Source organism: Vibrio limimangrovi, assembly GCF_054064025.1.
Genome location: NZ_JBSUGF010000005.1, coordinates 16,265 through 32,167, shown reverse-complemented (window position 1 = coordinate 32,167; position 15,903 = coordinate 16,265). Strand labels below are relative to the sequence as shown.

Sequence of the window (15,903 nt, the reverse complement as noted above, 5' to 3'; positions counted from 1 at the left end):
TCCTATTCCAGGCCAACAAGACGTTGTTCTACCAGTGCCACTTTGCCACGCGCCGCCTGGATATTTCCGTCAATAGTACTAATGGTGATATAACCTTGGTTTACCGCTACGCCTTCTGAGTTTTCATTGGTGTCACCAGCGTCACCCAAATTGAAAGACAATCCTTTTTGATCCTTTAGTAAAGCCACAGCTTGAACTTGTGCCTCAGTTGAATCCATCCCCTCCTCCATCAGACTACTCATCATGTAGTAGATTGCGGTGCTGTTTTGAGAAAGATCTTCACTAAAGGCGAATTCTGCACCACCACCATTCCAGCCTACATCGGTGAATTTGTAGCCTAAATGGTTCTTCATATCTTCAGGTGTATTGACGTTTAAACCTGTATAGGCAGGTAATAACGGAGCACCCGATGGCTGATTCGCAACAAGTTGAGCCACAATGTCGACGACAACATCAGCAACAAGCTGGGACTGTTCTGCATCGCTCGAAGTATTGTGATGAGCACTGATTGCAAGCGCTGGGATGCCGCGACTTAGCGCCGCCATCGTTGCTCCTAAAGTACCAGAGTTATTGTTCATGAAACCCAAGTTGTTGCCTTCGTTCGGTCCGGAGATAACCAAGTCTGGGTTTTGACCCCACACATTCTTCGCCGCAATGTCGATACCATAAATCGCAGCCATCACAGGCGTGCCTTCGACATAATCTTTAAAAGCAACGCTGGTATCGGTATCACCTACACAGTATTCCTGAGATGCCGCTTGTGATTCATCAATGGACACTGGTCTGAAATGGCTCATCGCCCCACCTTTGCCACTTTGCCCGGTACAAGGCGCTGACATAATGACGTCATGCCCTGCTTCTTCTAACGCCGATTTCAACACATTAATATTGGTCGTTTCCCAGCTGTCGTCGTTGGTTAAAACGATATTTAACGCGAATGCATTTGATGACATTACACATGCAGAGCTCACTGCCATAGCGAGGCAAAGTTTTGATAGTTTGTTCATAATATTTCCGTTTATTTCACTGCTTTTAGTTTCCGTTCAGACGCCTTGTCTTAACGTGTTGGCAGCTACTTTGGCGAAATAAGATGACGCTTTCGTTACAGATTCCACTCTACCGTACTTAGAGATATCTCTAAGTTTTTTATATTTAGAATCATAAACTTAAATTTCTATCCATTTATTAAAATTGCATTTGGAGATATCTTCAAACGGTAAATCGACTGAGCGTTATCACCTTGCTTATCGCTTTCAAAGCCCAGTTGTTCGACAAAGCTTTCTCCTAAGACATTGAACACGGCATCTTTAATTTTATTGCGATTTTGGTCGAGCGTCTTTGCCTTTAACCCATGCAGTTTTAACTCACTGATCGCTCTGCCGTGACCACCGTAATTCTCCATTAAAGTAATTAATTCCGAAGCCAGTTGCTGCGAAGGTCGGTTACTTGGCGGGTTAAGTACCCAGCCTTCTTCACGTTCATTAACGCGCTTTTTCGCATACCACAACCAGTAGATCGCTGGGGTCACTGATACAGGAATCACGACATCGTTAACGGCGACACTCACATTCCCATTGTTAACCGAAAAAGATAAACGGAGTGGCTTCGATGCCTTTTTAAGTAGTGAAACTTTGTCCTCAACAGCGCTCATGTTTTCGACTTGTGCTTTGAGTAACCTGTAAAGGTAGTCTTCATTGATCTTGCCTTCTGGATTCGTTAAGCGAAATTGTTGAATCGCTCGTTTCCACAGTTTCAGATCGGGGCTGGCCTCATCAAATGACTGTAATTGTTTGAGTAATTTCAGGTCTGTACTGTTTAAGGGACGTGGTTGAAATGAAAATAAAAATATCGAGAAGACCGACAGTAAAAGAGAACTCACTAACCAGGTGCCACTTTGCATATAGCACTCTATTTCAAGAAAATCGCCGGATTGAGTGGACGATAAATCGAGAGAGAATTGGTAGGGAAAACCAAACGAAACTTTCTGTTGTGAAGGTTCCGCTATTTGGCACTGATTAAAAATGTGTATCGGGTTGCTCCAGTTGATTTGCTCTAGCGCTCGTTGGCTTTTCAGCTTGAAGATAGTTTGTGTTTGATTCTGCTCCCCTGTTTCAGCCCCATCAAGCCATATTTGACTCCTCGCCTGACTAAGATCGTCGTCTAAATATTTTTGATAGCGGGATTGGGTGAAATACACTCCACCAACTAACGAAACCACCAGATAGAAGAGTGTCAGCCCTGTAAAAACTTTCCATTTCGTAAGCGATATCGATTTCAGACCCATTATAGAATTGCTCCCAACGCCTGCGTTAAATGACGTTGTGAAACCTCATCGGATAAGCGCTCCAGTGAACGAGATATGTACCAGCCACCAGCAGAGACACCACTTGCGATAACTGCCTTGTGAACCTTTTGTTCAGGCTGATTTAAAGCGCTGTAGTTCGTACCAGCAATCACGTCTACCTCACCGTTTGTGAAGCCATCCAGCAGCTCTTTGCGTGTTTGATACATGGAGATCTGAGCGGAAGTTGCATCAACGGCTAACTGCTTTAGATGCTGCATGGGAAGCTGATAACCAGAACGGCTAAATGTGTCGTTCAAAAGTCCGATTCGATGTGTCTTTAGAAATTCGTCATCAATGGCCTGATTCGCAAACCACAACACATCATAGCCAGGAAGATTAAGCAGCTTGTCGTAATACTTAGCGTAATCCGGACTCAATCCTGCAAGTTGATAGTCTCTCGCCCACATCACATCAAACTTTTGGCTGTAGATGGTTTGCGGTGTAACGTGCTGCCTGGGAAGCCAATGAACCGCGATATCCGAATACTGCTGAGATAATCGACCGTTTTCACAGAGCTTGGACAACAATGGCAAAGCCATCGTATGCGCTGGAATTAGAATATCTAAGCGGGTTTTGTCCGCTGACGATTGCTTATTCTGGCTGAGTTCAGTGCAAGATAGCTGGTTGAATGAGGAAACCGGCGGCAACGCTGCAAGAGGAAATTGGATAGCGAGCAAAGTTGTAGTGATCAATAACACACAAAATGCCCTAAATACTCCGGGAGAATGGCTGTGATTCCACATTCTTGTAGTCAAGTGGTTCATAACAATGGCGTTCCTTCATTTTTGTGAAGAATTTACTTAATTGTTATGACGCCAATATGACAATTTTATCGCTTGGACTGAACTGCTGCTCAATTCCCAATCACTTTGTACATCAAAAGCGCATTCACTGACTGAACGACAATTAACAGTTGAACTTGGTAACGTTCTCATTTAGATTTAGCCATCTAAACGGCTGGAAATCCAAAAGGTATTAAATGAAAAATAAACCAATGTCGATCCTGGTTAGTGGCATCGGGCCTGAACACATTGCTAAATTAAGTCACTATTTCAAGGATTAAGTACCCGTTATGATTCGAAGTAAAAAAATCAGCTTAGCCGGATTAACCGCGTTAGTATTCAGTTCAATGGTTGGCGCTGGTATCTTTAGTTTGCCGCAAAACATGGCAGAGGTGGCTGGGCTTAACGCTATGATTGTCGGTTGGACGATCACTGGTGTGGGTATTTTGCTACTGGCTGGCTGCTTTCTTCATCTATCACGCCTTAAACCAGATTTAGACGGTGGTATTTATGCCTATGCGAGAGAAGGGTTTGGTGATCTGGCTGGTTTCCTTTCTGCATGGGGATATTGGTTGTGCGCGACTATTGGCGTCGTAGGCTATCTCGTCGTGGCGTTTGCTGCTCTTGGCGCATTCGTAGATACGACTGAATTCACATTATTTGGTGACGGTACCACCATCTATGCTTTCATCTGCGAATCCCTTGTATTGTGGGCCGTTCATAGCTTAATTCTAAGAGGCGTCACGCAAGCTGCGTTCATTAATTTACTGGCTACGTTGGCAAAGAGCGTACCGTTAATCGTCTTTGTGTTCGCCGCATACCACTTTTTTGATGTAGATACCTTTCATATCGATGCACAAGGAACGTCACTCCAGCAACCTTTTATCGAACAAGTGAAAGGCACCATGCTGATTACGCTATGGGTATTTACCGGGATTGAAGGTGCGGTGATTTTATCCAGCCGAGCAAAAAACCGCAAAGATATTGGCCGCGCTACCTACCTTGGCGTCATTGCTGCATTAATTTTGTACGTATTGATTTCCCTTATGTCGCTTGGCATCGCTTCACGTACTGAGATCGCCACGATAACCAATCCATCCATGGCTGGGCTGATGGCAATGATGACTGGCACATGGGGTAAAGCCGTGATCAGTATTGGTTTAATTGTGTCGGTTTTGGCTTCTTACTTAAGTTGGATTTTGTATTCTGCGGAAGTACCTTACACAGCAGCTAAGTACGGTGCGTTTCCGAAATTTTTTGCCAAATTGAATGGCAATGACACCCCAAAAAACTCGCTGCTACTGACCAGTTTAACCGTACAATTCTGTTTACTACTCGTTATGTTCACTGGCGAGGGTTATAACTCACTGGTGTTGATTTCGACGTCAATGATTTTGATACCCTACTTCCTGGTTGGTGCATATCTGCTTAAGTTATCCATACAAACCAAAGCCAAATTTCACTTAAAATTCATTGGTTTTGGAGCAAGTATTTATGGTCTTTGGCTGGTCTATGCGGCAGGCGTCGATACATTATTGCTGTCAGCGATTCTATATATCCCAGGCATTGCGCTATATCTCTACAGTCGACGTCAACATCGCCAACTCGCAACTGCGTAAACGTACTTAAAAGCGCAATTAAAAAGGATGGCTACCCTGCCATCCTTTCACGTATGTGGGTTCGCAGTGCTTATCCAATTACGCCATCCTCAACGCAACTATTCTTCAAGCTATGCATGATTTTGTCTACGAGCTGCGCCAGACGCGCTTCAGATGGTTTTGTACTGGCAAACGAACGCAAGCCATAAATATTCATAACCAGATAGTCACTCAATAACTCGCAATCAGTACGGGAATCAATCTCAAGGTTGGCTTTTGCCTGCTCCAGTTTCAATTGGATATTACGTTTCCACTGATCGAGCATATTACGGATAATTTGCTCAACCTCTTCATCTTGCTGGTCAAGTTCGCTTAAAGACTTTTGTAACAGACAACCTTTACCGTTTTCACATTCACTGAATTCGATAATGTCATGAAGATAGCACTCAAAGCCGGATAAGATATGTTTAGGATCATCAAAGAACTGTTCAAAAGACATGGACTTTGTCGTCGCATAATGATCCAGCGCAGCGAGCAATAGACCTCTTTTGTTCTCAAAAGCACAGTAAATGGAACCCGGATGGAGCCCAGTCGCACGCTTTAAATCCTGCATGCTGGTTTTATTGTAGCCTTTGGCGATGAACTCATTCATCGCTGAACTTAAAACATATTCTCGGTCGAATTCGGCATTTCTCATCTGGCATTTCTCAACTAGCTGGGCTCTGTCACTTTCAAACACCCCAAGTTTACTGAGGTTAACACGGTTCTACAAGCAATTTGAATGAACGTTCAAAAAACATCTTGAATGAGCATTCAAAAAAGAGTTAGCATATGACCCTAGCGTTCATTAGGAGCATGCTCATGACAACAACATTATTCGAAGCGTATAAACTCAACGACAAAATTACACTAAAAAACAAAATTGCGATGGCGCCACTAACCCGCTGTATGGCAGATGCTGATTTGGTTCCTACGGACGCGATGGTGGAATACTACGCGAAACGTGCTGACGCAGGTTTGATCATCTCTGAGGCAACGATTATTCGCCCGGATGGTCAGGGTTACCCGAATACTCCGGGGCTATTTACTCAGGCACAGATTACAGGTTGGAAAAAAGTTACCGATGCAGTGCACGCGAACGGCGGGAAGATCTTTGCCCAACTTTGGCATACAGGCCGTGTTGCCCATCCTACTTTCTTCGGTGGAGAGTACGTATTAGCACCATCTGCAGTTGCATTTGATGGCACTGTTCCTCGTATGCGAGAGCTCGTTTACACCGTACCAAAAGCCGCAACTCACGAAGAGATTACTCAGCTGGTTGAAGACTACGCACAGGCGGCACAAAACGCCATCGACGCTGGATTTGATGGCGTAGAAATCCATGCAGCAAATGGTTACCTGATCGATCAGTTCTTACATCACGATACAAACCGTCGTACTGACGAATACGGTGAAACGCCAGAAAACATGTCTCGCTTCCCACTCGAAGTGATTGATGCGGTAGTTGAACGTATCGGTGCAGACCTTACCGGTTTACGTGTATCCCCTGCTGGTTATGCTCACATGGAAACCGATGTTCGTGATCGTCAGGTGTTCGACTATTTCCTCCCTGAAGTTGAAAAGCGCAATCTTGCTTACCTTCATGAAGGCATGTTTGATGACAGCATGGAGTTTGATTTCCTTGGTGGTCGCGTATCGCAATACATGCGAGAGACTTATTCAAAGACATTGATGGGTGTGGGTGGTTATACCGCCGAAACAGGAGCAGAAGCGATTAAGGAGAATAAATTCGATTTGATTGCAATTGGTCGTCCATTTATCGCGAACCCAGACTACATCAGCCGAGTTCAGCAAAATCAAGAACTTGTTGAATATGACGCAGCAATGTTGGAAACACTGGTTTAGTACCCTTTGCTAATTTAAGTGAGTAGTGCCGCTCGTATGACAGCGAACGGCATATTCAGAACATTCACGCTATCCAGTCTTCCTGAACAGCGACGAAGGAGCGTGATTCAGGATCTACTAACCGAAAGTCTTTGTGTTAAAAGTGTTAGCTTGAACTACGAGTTTGCAGTGATTAGATTCCTGATGTCGCTTAGGCTCCTCGGAATGACACACCAGCATGAACATCGTGCACATTAATAAATATATCCGGTGGTTCAGCGATTAACATTCGTCGTTAGTCGCTGTTTTATAGCAGTTATATCGCTAACGGAAGTAGCTCTACTCCCAGCACACCACTAATGCCCATTACCACCAGCAAAGAGACTTTAAACACCGACTTCGACCATGCGACATAGTTATCCTCGTCGATGCTTTTGAAAGTGACTTTTGTCCACATAAAGCAAACAGCGGCTGCGACAGCCAGATATTCATACCCCGCTTCGCCGAGCAAAAATAATCCCAGTGACACTGCGCCAAAGGCGACCACGTAAGCTTTCATATGACGATGCGCTTTATGGATGCCCGCTGTCACAGGCAGAACCGGAATACCTGCTTCACGGTAGTCTTGCATGCGGAACATAGCAATCGCGTACGAATGCGGCATTTGCCACAGGCAGAACATGGTGAACAGTAAAATAGCTTCTAAGCTAATGAAGTTTGTCACTGCCAGATAGCCAACTAATGGTGGAACAGCGCCAGAAATACTGCCGACTAAGGTTCCATATACCGAATTACGCTTGTACCACATGGTGTAAAAGAAAACGTAGTACACATAACCAAGCAGAACAACCACCGCAGAAAGCGGATTAACAAGTTGAAACAGTAACCCCGTTCCAACCAAAAGCAGAACCAAAGCATAGACAAACGCGACATCAATATTGATGTTACCTTTAGCCAACTCTCGGTTCTGAGTACGCGCCATCTTTTGATCGATATCGCGGTCAAAAATATTGTTCACCACACAACCTGAAGCAATAACTAGCGCCACACCAGCCAACGTTGTCAGAAACAACGTCAGGCTAGCAGGTTCTGTTTTTGCGGCGAGGAAGAACCCCGCCGCAACAGAAATCAGGTTGCCGAAAATAATGCCCGGTTTGGTGATAGACAAATAACTTTTCAGCATACCTTGGCCTACAACTTCATGTTGACGTTCATGTTGTAGATAATCCAGACCGAACCTGCGATCAGAATAAGCACAACAATGGCGGTAAACATCAGTGAAACCAGATTCCAGCGACCATCAGAGGTCTTCGCTTCCATATGCAGGAAGTATTTGAAGTGCACAAAGATCTGAACCAGTGCACAGCCAAACAGAACCGCGTATGTTGTGGTCTCTGGCAAAGTTTGCGCCCAAACAAAGTAGAATGGAATCACTGTTAAGAATAGTGATGCAACAAAGCCTTTAACGTAATCAGACGCACTTGTTTCAATATGTTGTCCCATTACATTACCCCCAGTAAGTAAACGATGGTAAAGACACAGATCCAGACAATATCCAGGAAGTGCCAGAACAGGCTCAAGCAGTTAAAACGCATCGCCATGTTATCGTTCAGACCTTTAGTCGACAGTTGGTGATACGCGATCGCCAACCAAATCAGACCAAATGACACGTGCAAGCCGTGCGTACCTACCAGAGTAAAGAACGCAGAAAGAAACGCACTTGCCTGAGGGCCGTAACCTTTAGCGATCAAATGATGGAACTCGTAAACTTCCATACAGATGAAGCCAAGACCCAGTGCAAAAGTAATTTGCAGCCAGCGTTTAAGGCCAGCAACATCTTTGCGTTTCATCGCGATCATGCCAAAACCAAACGTGATACTACTGAATAGCAGCAGCATGGTTTCAACAAACACGAAAGGCAGTTCGAAAATATCTTTACCTGTTGGACCAGCAATCGAGTTGCTTGAAAGTACCGCGTATGTCGCAAACAGAGTCGCGAACAGTACACAGTCACTCATCAGGTAAACCCAGAAACCAAACAGCTTATTGCCGTTAGTATCATGGTGGTGATCATGGTCATGATGAGCAGCGACATTAGTTTGCATACGTCACCTCCAGATCATCTTTGTTTTCGTTGTCTTTCACTGAACCTTTTTTCGCTTCTTCAAGCTGAGCACGTCGTGCTGCTTCAATGGCTTTGATTTCTTCAACTTCAACGTAGTAATCCACGTCGTCGTTGTAACTGTGTTTGATACAAGTCACGATGATGGCAACAAAACTCAAACCAGCCAGCCACCAGATGTACCAAATCATGCCAAAGCCGAATAGCAGTGACCATGCTGATACGTAGATACCAGTTGCAGTGTTCTTAGGCATGTGAATACGCTCGTATTCCACTTCCTTAGTCGGATCAAACTCACCACTTTGTTTTTGGTACCAGAATGCATCCAGCACATCACCTTTTGGAAGGTGTGCAAAGTTGTAGAACGGTGGTGGTGAAGACGTTGCCCACTCAAGAGTACGGCCGCCCCACGGGTCACCAGTCAGATCGCGGTTTTGCTCGCGGTCACGGATACTTACGTAGATCTGGATAAATTGTGACAATACGCCCAGTGCAATCACACCCGTACCAGCAGCAGCAACCGCTAATAGTGGGAAGAATTCTGGGTTGATTTCCTGGCTCAGACGACGGGTCATACCCATAAAGCCCAACGCGTAAAGCGGTAGGAATGCCATCAAGAAGCCAATAATCCAAAGATAGAATGCACGTTTGCCCCAAGTTTCGTTCATGGTGAAACCTGTAGCTTTCGGGAACCAGTAAGTGATTGCAGCGAAACAACCGAATACCACACCACCGATAATTACGTTGTGGAAGTGTGCGATCAGGAATACTGAGTTATGCAGAACGAAGTCCGCACCCGGTACCGCCATCAATACACCTGTCATACCACCAACGGTAAAGGTGATCAGGAAGCCAACTGTCCATAGCATCGGAGTGGTAAAACGAATACGGCCTTTGTACATGGTAAACAGCCAGTTGAAGATCTTAACCCCGGTTGGGATAGAAATGATCATCGTGGCGATACCAAAGAAGGCGTTTACGTTCGCACCAGAACCCATTGTGAAGAAGTGATGTAGCCAAACAACAAACGCCAGAACCGTAATTACAACCGTTGCCCATACAAGCGAGGTGTAACCAAACAGCTTCTTGCGAGAGAAAGTCGCGGTTACTTCTGAGAACACACCGAAAATCGGCAGGATCAGAATGTAAACTTCCGGGTGACCCCATGCCCAAATCAGGTTGACGTACATCATTACGTTGCCGCCAAGATCATTGGTAAAGAAGTGCATACCCAGGTATCGATCCAGCGTCAATAGCGCGATGGTTACCGTCAGAATTGGGAAAGAAATAATGATCAAGATGTTTGCACACAGAGATGCCCAAGTGAAAACAGGCATTTTCATCATTGGCATTGAAGGCGTACGCATGCGCAGGATAGTTGCGAAGAAGTTCACACCTGTTAGCGTTGTACCCACACCCGATATCTGTAGCGCCCAAATCCAGTAGTCAACACCAACGCCAGGACTTGCGTCGATACCTGACAATGGTGGATAAGCCAACCAACCAGTACGGCCAAACTCACCAAGACCAAGCGACATGTTCGTCAGGATAACACCAACGATAAACAGCCAGAAGCTTAGGTTGTTCAGGTACGGGAATGCCACGTCACGCGCGCCGATTTGTAGCGGAACGATGATGTTCATCAGACCAATAACCAATGGCATCGCAACGAAGAAAATCATGATCACGCCGTGAGCCGTAAAGATTTGGTCATAGTGTTCAGGTGGCAGGTAACCCGCTTCACCCGCAGATGATAGCAGTTGCTGACTACGCATCATAACCGCATCAGCGAAACCACGAATTAGCATTACCATCGCAACTGCGATGTACATAAAGCCAAGTTTTTTGTGGTCTACCGAAGTAAACCATTCATTCCACAAATACTGCCACTTACCCGCTTTCGTTACCGCGTAAGCCACACCTAACCCAGCTAAAGCCACGACCGCTAAGGTGATGACGATAATGGGTTCGTGGAATGGAATTGAATCCAGAGTTAATCTTCCAAACATTGCGATTATCCTTGGTTTTCAGGCATACAGTTCATAGAACCAGGATGCTGAGTCACGACATTACTGAACAGGAACGGAGGCACACTTGAGAACAAAGTCACCGGCTCAGAAATACTAGGTTCAGCTAACGTGCTGTACTGTACCCAATCTTCGATACGGTCTGGACTTGCTTTTACTTTCTGCACCCAATTCAGGAATGCAGCGCGGTCAGGCATCGCTGACGCAGTAAACTTCATTTGTGAGAAACCTTCTCCGCTGAAGTTCGAAGCAAAGCCCTTGTAATCCCCTTCGTGGTTAGCAATCAGATTCAGCTTGGTTACCATTCCTGGCATTGCGTAAATCTGAGTACCCAGACGAGGGATAAAGAACGCGTTCATGATGTTGTCGGACGTTAGCTTGAACTGGACAGGAACATCTTTGGGAAATGCTACGTAGTTAACCGTCGCAATGTTTTCTTCCGGATAGATGAACAGCCATTTCCAATCTAGCGCAACCACCTCTATCGTCATTGGTTTCACGTCACTTACCAGAGGCTTAGACGGCTCCAGTTCGTGAGTAGAACGCCAAGTGATAGCGGCTAGAATCGCAACGATGATGATTGGAATAGTCCATACCACCACTTCGATTTTGGTCGAGTGCGACCATTCAGGGGCGTACTCTTCATGAGTGTTGCTTGCTCTGTAGCGGTAGGCGAAGTAAATCGTCATTAGAATCACGGGGATTACAACGATTAACATCAGCAAAAGAGCAGTAATGATCAACTCTTTTTCCTGAACACCAATAGCACCTTTTGGGTCAAGCAAAGCTGAGTTACATCCTGAGAGCAAAAGTATGACGGACGCCAGACTCCCCCTCGATAAGATGCGTTTATATCTTGAGGCTTCCATTAACTTTCTCGATGGTTGTCTGGTTGCAGAGCAAACGCTTAGAACCAGTTGTTATAGTCATTAGAATGTTTATGTGTTGAGCGTATGCGACATTGGACGTCAAAACGCAATTAAAACCACACTAACAGTGTGAGTTTGTTGTTACACTTTGAAATACAATGTTACATTCGGCCGCATTATGAGGATTTAGAAGTGAAAGCTCACGAGCCATATCTGCAAACTAACATTTCATTTATATTTAACTAAAATAAAAAATGACACGATATGTTGACGTTTTCAGACAGCCATAAAAAGCTCTTAAACCAGAGATAACAGGGGTTAAAGGGGAAAAGTGAAGCGTGACTATTGACGATTTACTCATTCAAAACGAACCAGCAATCTGGATAAAACTCGAACCAATAAAATGTGATCTATATCAATTTAACGATTTCACACATTTTTTACATGGTATTTAGATGAAAACCAGCAATAAGCTGAGATATTCACAATATAAATAGCTAATTTGAAACTCACTCAAAGCAGAAAGATCTTTGATAAAAACATCATGAAATTAATAATTTATAATCAAAACATTGCAATTTAATGACTTACATCCTCAAACCTCCATCCACTTCTAACACTCTACCGGTAAAGTATTCATTTTCAAGGATGTATTTTACTGCGTGTGCGATTTCATTCGCCTGCGCCATTCTTCCAATCGGAATCATTTTTTCCAGACGTTCAATCACTTCAGGTTTCATGTTCTCGGCCATCGGTGTATGGACAACGCCCGGTGCAATGGCAGCAGCGCGTATCCCATATTTCGCTAACTCGCGAGCCCAAGTGGTTGCCATGGTCGCAACGGCTGCTTTTGAAGCGGAATAGTTGGTTTGTCCTATGTTCCCAGCGCGCGCAACGCTGGATATGTTGATGATCGCCCCCCGCGAACCATTTTCGATCATTTTCACTGCCGCCTCACGACCACACAAAAAGGTGCCAGTCACGTTTACATTCATCACCATATTAAACTGTTCCAGCGGCATCTTACTGACCACCCCCTCTTTTACTTTAACCAGCAAACCATCTCTTAACAGCCCTGCGTTGTTAATGAGCCCGTTTAGCTGACCAAAGTCTTGAATGATGGCGTCAAAAGTCATTTCCACTTGCTTTTCGTCGGTGATATCCAGTGGGTAGATGAAAGCCTTGGCACTCAGCATCTGGCATTGTTGTTGAGTCTCCCGCAAACCGTTTTCGTTGATATCAAGCAAAGCTAAGTCAGCCCCAGCTTGAGCGAGGGTAATGGCCATCATCTGCCCAAGTCCCTGACCTGCTCCCGTGATTGCAATGACGCTATCTTTTATTACCATACCTACACTCCAACGCTTGATATCGACACGTGCGGACGTGAGGAACGAATGTGACAGGGAATCACTTTCATTCCTCATCTCCACCTCATTTTTGGTTCTTATAAAACTCAAACAAGCTTGTAAAGTCGAGCTCGCCGTAACCACTTGAGTTATGGAATGCGTAAAGGTTGCGCGCTAGCGATCCCATCGGAACAGAAGAATGGGTTTGCAATGCTGCATCCAGACCTAAACCTAGGTCTTTCAGCATTAACTTACTCATAAAGCCTGCCTGATATTGATGACTTGCCGGAGAGCTGTCCATCACACCCGGACACGGGTTATAAAGTTCCAGCGCCCAATTTCGTCCCGAGCTTTGCAGCATGATATTCGACAGAACTTTAGGGTCGAGACCATGATCAATACCAAGATTGAGTGCTTCACACGTCCCAGACATCAAAATGCCGAGCATCAGGTTATTGCAGATCTTCGCCATCTGACCATCACCAGCTTTGCCCGCATGGAACACATTTTTACCCATGTATTGCAAAATCGCATTGGCTTTGGAAAATGCCTCGTCCGAGCCACCAACGATAAACGTCAATGTTGCCGCTATCGCCCCAGTTACCCCGCCAGAGACAGGAGCATCGACAAATAACAATTTCTTATTTGCGGCTTCATTGGCGACTAATCGTGCCGAATCCGGATCGACGGTGGAACAATCAATCAATAACGTATTCGGAGCAACAAGATTGAGTACCCCGACCTTCCCATACAAGTCACCGAGGTAAGTGCTTCTCACCTGTGAAGCAGTTTGCAGCATGGTGATGACAGTACCAGCTCCATCAACCACTTCTTCCAATGAACTTGCGACAACCGCGCCAAATGGCTCGAGCTTTCTGGCTGCCTCGGTGTCCAAATCAAACACTTGCACATTAAATCCCGACGCCAGTAAATTCTGCGCCATCGGGGTTCCCATTTTGCCTAATCCGATAAAAGCGATGGTACTCATAGTGATTCTCCTTCATTTCCTAACTCAGCAAGTGGATGCTCATCTTTTGCCCAAAGTGAGGTAAATAGCGTATCAATCAAATCTTCATCAACCTCCGAGACACTTTTAAACATCCAATTTGGTTCGCCATCTCGGTCGATCAGTCTCGCTCGGACGCCTTCTTTAAACTCGCCTAGTAACGCACCGCGAACTGATAGGGTAAGCTCTAACCGAAAGCAATCTGCCAGCGGTAAGCTGTGGAACTCTTTGACTTGCCTGAAGCAGATATGGGCCGTAATTGGACTTCCGGCAGCAAAGGACTGTTTAGCATTCTCTAGCCACTGATTGGTGCTCTCCATCGCCATGATTCTCTGCCCAATCAGGTTTAAATCGAGGCCTTTGCACGCTTCTCTGATTTGTTCCAGACACGGACAAATTTGTGTCGTGGGTTTGTTATCGATGATCTCGTCCTCCAACAATGCCAACAACGCATCCACGAGCACTTGCGCACTCTCAGTTCCCCAAGGAAGACGTTGCAGTTCATTGAGCAGTGTCGGGTAATGCTCTTCTAACAGCAGCCAGTCGGCAAAGCCAATTGTGACAGCGTCACTCGAATTAACTGTCGCACCAGTCAAGCCAAGGAACAGTCCCACATCAGGATCAATCTGGCTCAAAAACCACGTCCCACCAACATCGGGATAAAGACCAATATTGACTTCGGGCATGGCCAGTCGTGATTTGGGGGTAACCACTTTATGGCTCGTTCCCATAAACAGTCCCATACCACCGCCCATGACAATTCCCTCACCCCAGCCGATGATTGGTTTGTTATAGGTATGGATGAGATAGTCGCACTCATACTCTAATGTGAAATAGCGCGTACAAAACTCGGCAATCGCGTCTTTATTTTCGTTGTGCATGACATGATAAATAGACCTGACGTCCCCACCCGCACAAAACGCTTTTTCACCAGCACCAGATAACACCACGCAGACCAAATGAGGATCGTATTTCCATTTCAGTAACTGATCATGGAGTTGGGCCAACATGTCATAGGTCAGTGCATTCAGAGATGGCACATTATCTAAGGTCGCAACTCCTATACGATGTATACCGTCTAAACACTCCAATTCAGTGATCGTTACCATCCCAGCCATTTGGCCTCCTATTGGTTTTTCCAGTTCGGTTGACGCTTTTCCAGAAAGGCACGAACGCCTTCCCTCTGGTCTTCGGTATCAAAGAGATTGAGGAATAACTCCCGCTCTTTGATTAATCCATGCTTTCGAGGAGCTGAACGCATGTTCTGAATCAGGATTTTGCAAGCAGCGACAGAAGACGGAGACTGGTTTGATACTGACTCTGCCATTTCCATTGCTTTACTCAACGATTGCCCTTTTGGCACAAGCTCCTCTGCTAAGCCTAGTTCTTTTGCCTGATGTGCGCTGAGTTGTTCACCACAAAGAATCATGCGTTTAGCCCAACCTTCCCCAATTATCGCGGTAAGATTTTGTGTGCCACCAGCACAAGGGAGTAAACCTACCTTAGCTTCTGGTAATGCCAGTACGGCTTGTTCTTCGACCACGCGAATATCACACGCCAAAGCGACTTCTAATCCACCACCCATGGCATAGCCGTTAATCGCGGCAATTGAAACTCCCCTAAAATCGGAGAGTGTTTCAAAAGCTTCGCCAAACGATCGTGCCATCTCTAATGCAACCGCTTTGTCTCCATCCGCAAACAGTTTAAGATCCGCTCCCGCCGAGAAGAACTTTTCCCCACTTCCCGTGATCACCAGTGCGTAAACCTCTCGATTCTGATTAAGATCCAGTATGAGTGATTTCAGCGAACTAAGACTCTCTGCTGTCCAGGTATTTGCAGGCGGGTTGTTCATCGTAATCACAGCGACATGATTGCTTACGTGGTGTTGAATTGATTGTTGGGTTGATGGCATATCCCGAATCCTT

At 45.4% G+C, this 15,903-nt stretch carries 15 protein-coding genes; 2 read left to right on the top strand and 13 right to left on the bottom strand.

What is annotated here, in order from left to right:
* Positions 1–2 precede the first annotated feature (2 nt).
* The 3 genes from ACWYU8_RS04635 to ACWYU8_RS04625 form a co-directional block, all read right to left on the bottom strand.
* Positions 3–1,007 (bottom strand): 5'/3'-nucleotidase SurE, encoded by a 1,005-nt coding sequence (locus tag ACWYU8_RS04635; protein WP_457517562.1) that lies wholly within the window; start codon positions 1,005–1,007, stop codon positions 3–5.
* Between the two features lie 167 nt (positions 1,008–1,174).
* Positions 1,175–2,284 carry a hypothetical protein gene (locus ACWYU8_RS04630; protein WP_457517561.1) on the bottom strand — a complete coding sequence of 370 codons (1,110 nt, stop codon included), beginning with the start codon at positions 2,282–2,284 and terminating at the stop codon, positions 1,175–1,177.
* Positions 2,284–3,042, bottom strand: coding sequence for a hypothetical protein (locus ACWYU8_RS04625; RefSeq protein WP_457517559.1), 759 nt, complete (start codon positions 3,040–3,042; stop codon positions 2,284–2,286). Before ACWYU8_RS04625 ends, ACWYU8_RS04630 begins: the two co-directional genes overlap by 1 nt.
* A gap of 374 nt (positions 3,043–3,416) precedes the next feature.
* Between ACWYU8_RS04625 and ACWYU8_RS04620 the strand changes: the two genes are divergently transcribed.
* Entirely contained in the window at positions 3,417–4,745 is a 1,329-nt protein-coding gene (locus ACWYU8_RS04620) for a basic amino acid/polyamine antiporter (protein ID WP_457517558.1), read from the top strand.
* Positions 4,746–4,815: 70 nt separating this feature from the next.
* Here the strand turns inward: ACWYU8_RS04620 and ACWYU8_RS04615 are convergent, their stop codons facing one another.
* Positions 4,816–5,421: a TetR/AcrR family transcriptional regulator gene (locus ACWYU8_RS04615; protein WP_457517556.1), complete on the bottom strand. Its 606-nt coding sequence runs from the start codon at positions 5,419–5,421 to the stop codon at positions 4,816–4,818.
* Positions 5,422–5,585: 164 nt separating this feature from the next.
* Between ACWYU8_RS04615 and ACWYU8_RS04610 the strand changes: the two genes are divergently transcribed.
* A complete protein-coding gene (locus ACWYU8_RS04610; RefSeq protein ID WP_457517554.1) occupies positions 5,586–6,629 on the top strand; it encodes an alkene reductase in 1,044 nt (347 codons plus the stop codon).
* 295 nt (positions 6,630–6,924) lie between these two features.
* Here ACWYU8_RS04610 and cyoE read toward each other — a convergent pair whose 3' ends face one another.
* From cyoE to ACWYU8_RS04565, 9 genes are all read right to left on the bottom strand, one after another.
* Complete coding sequence (gene cyoE, locus ACWYU8_RS04605) at positions 6,925–7,839, bottom strand: heme o synthase (RefSeq protein ID WP_457517969.1); 915 nt, start codon at positions 7,837–7,839, stop codon at positions 6,925–6,927.
* A complete protein-coding gene (gene cyoD, locus ACWYU8_RS04600; protein WP_457517552.1) occupies positions 7,800–8,111 on the bottom strand; it encodes a cytochrome o ubiquinol oxidase subunit IV in 312 nt (103 codons plus the stop codon). Before cyoD ends, cyoE begins: the two co-directional genes overlap by 40 nt.
* Positions 8,111–8,713 carry a cytochrome o ubiquinol oxidase subunit III gene (gene cyoC / locus ACWYU8_RS04595; RefSeq protein WP_457517550.1) on the bottom strand — a complete coding sequence of 201 codons (603 nt, stop codon included), beginning with the start codon at positions 8,711–8,713 and terminating at the stop codon, positions 8,111–8,113. Before cyoC ends, cyoD begins: the two co-directional genes overlap by 1 nt.
* Entirely contained in the window at positions 8,703–10,739 is a 2,037-nt protein-coding gene (cyoB, locus tag ACWYU8_RS04590) for a cytochrome o ubiquinol oxidase subunit I (protein WP_457517548.1), read from the bottom strand. Before cyoB ends, cyoC begins: the two co-directional genes overlap by 11 nt.
* A gap of 5 nt (positions 10,740–10,744) precedes the next feature.
* Positions 10,745–11,626: a ubiquinol oxidase subunit II gene (cyoA, locus tag ACWYU8_RS04585; RefSeq protein WP_457517546.1), complete on the bottom strand. Its 882-nt coding sequence runs from the start codon at positions 11,624–11,626 to the stop codon at positions 10,745–10,747.
* Positions 11,627–12,213: 587 nt separating this feature from the next.
* Positions 12,214–12,972: an SDR family oxidoreductase gene (locus tag ACWYU8_RS04580; protein ID WP_457517967.1), complete on the bottom strand. Its 759-nt coding sequence runs from the start codon at positions 12,970–12,972 to the stop codon at positions 12,214–12,216.
* 85 nt (positions 12,973–13,057) lie between these two features.
* Entirely contained in the window at positions 13,058–13,960 is a 903-nt protein-coding gene (gene mmsB, locus ACWYU8_RS04575; RefSeq protein WP_457517544.1) for a 3-hydroxyisobutyrate dehydrogenase, read from the bottom strand.
* Entirely contained in the window at positions 13,957–15,096 is a 1,140-nt protein-coding gene (locus ACWYU8_RS04570) for an enoyl-CoA hydratase/isomerase family protein (RefSeq protein WP_457517542.1), read from the bottom strand. The genes mmsB and ACWYU8_RS04570 overlap by 4 nt, the downstream gene beginning before the upstream one ends.
* Positions 15,097–15,104: 8 nt before the next feature.
* Positions 15,105–15,890 carry an enoyl-CoA hydratase gene (locus ACWYU8_RS04565; RefSeq protein ID WP_457517541.1) on the bottom strand — a complete coding sequence of 262 codons (786 nt, stop codon included), beginning with the start codon at positions 15,888–15,890 and terminating at the stop codon, positions 15,105–15,107.
* Between the last annotated feature and the right edge of the window lie 13 nt (positions 15,891–15,903).

Coding starts and splice junctions, on each gene's coding strand:
- ACWYU8_RS04635 (WP_457517562.1), bottom strand. CDS start 1,007: ATGAACAAACTATCAAAACTTTGCCTCGCTATGGCAGTGAGCTCTGCA.
- ACWYU8_RS04630 (WP_457517561.1), bottom strand. CDS start 2,284: ATGGGTCTGAAATCGATATCGCTTACGAAATGGAAAGTTTTTACAGGG.
- ACWYU8_RS04620 (WP_457517558.1), top strand. CDS start 3,417: ATGATTCGAAGTAAAAAAATCAGCTTAGCCGGATTAACCGCGTTAGTA.
- ACWYU8_RS04615 (WP_457517556.1), bottom strand. CDS start 5,421: ATGAGAAATGCCGAATTCGACCGAGAATATGTTTTAAGTTCAGCGATG.
- ACWYU8_RS04610 (WP_457517554.1), top strand. CDS start 5,586: ATGACAACAACATTATTCGAAGCGTATAAACTCAACGACAAAATTACA.
- cyoD (WP_457517552.1), bottom strand. CDS start 8,111: ATGGGACAACATATTGAAACAAGTGCGTCTGATTACGTTAAAGGCTTT.
- cyoC (WP_457517550.1), bottom strand. CDS start 8,713: ATGCAAACTAATGTCGCTGCTCATCATGACCATGATCACCACCATGAT.
- cyoB (WP_457517548.1), bottom strand. CDS start 10,739: ATGTTTGGAAGATTAACTCTGGATTCAATTCCATTCCACGAACCCATT.
- cyoA (WP_457517546.1), bottom strand. CDS start 11,626: ATGGAAGCCTCAAGATATAAACGCATCTTATCGAGGGGGAGTCTGGCG.
- ACWYU8_RS04580 (WP_457517967.1), bottom strand. CDS start 12,972: ATGGTAATAAAAGATAGCGTCATTGCAATCACGGGAGCAGGTCAGGGA.
- mmsB (WP_457517544.1), bottom strand. CDS start 13,960: ATGAGTACCATCGCTTTTATCGGATTAGGCAAAATGGGAACCCCGATG.
- ACWYU8_RS04570 (WP_457517542.1), bottom strand. CDS start 15,096: ATGGCTGGGATGGTAACGATCACTGAATTGGAGTGTTTAGACGGTATA.
- ACWYU8_RS04565 (WP_457517541.1), bottom strand. CDS start 15,890: ATGCCATCAACCCAACAATCAATTCAACACCACGTAAGCAATCATGTC.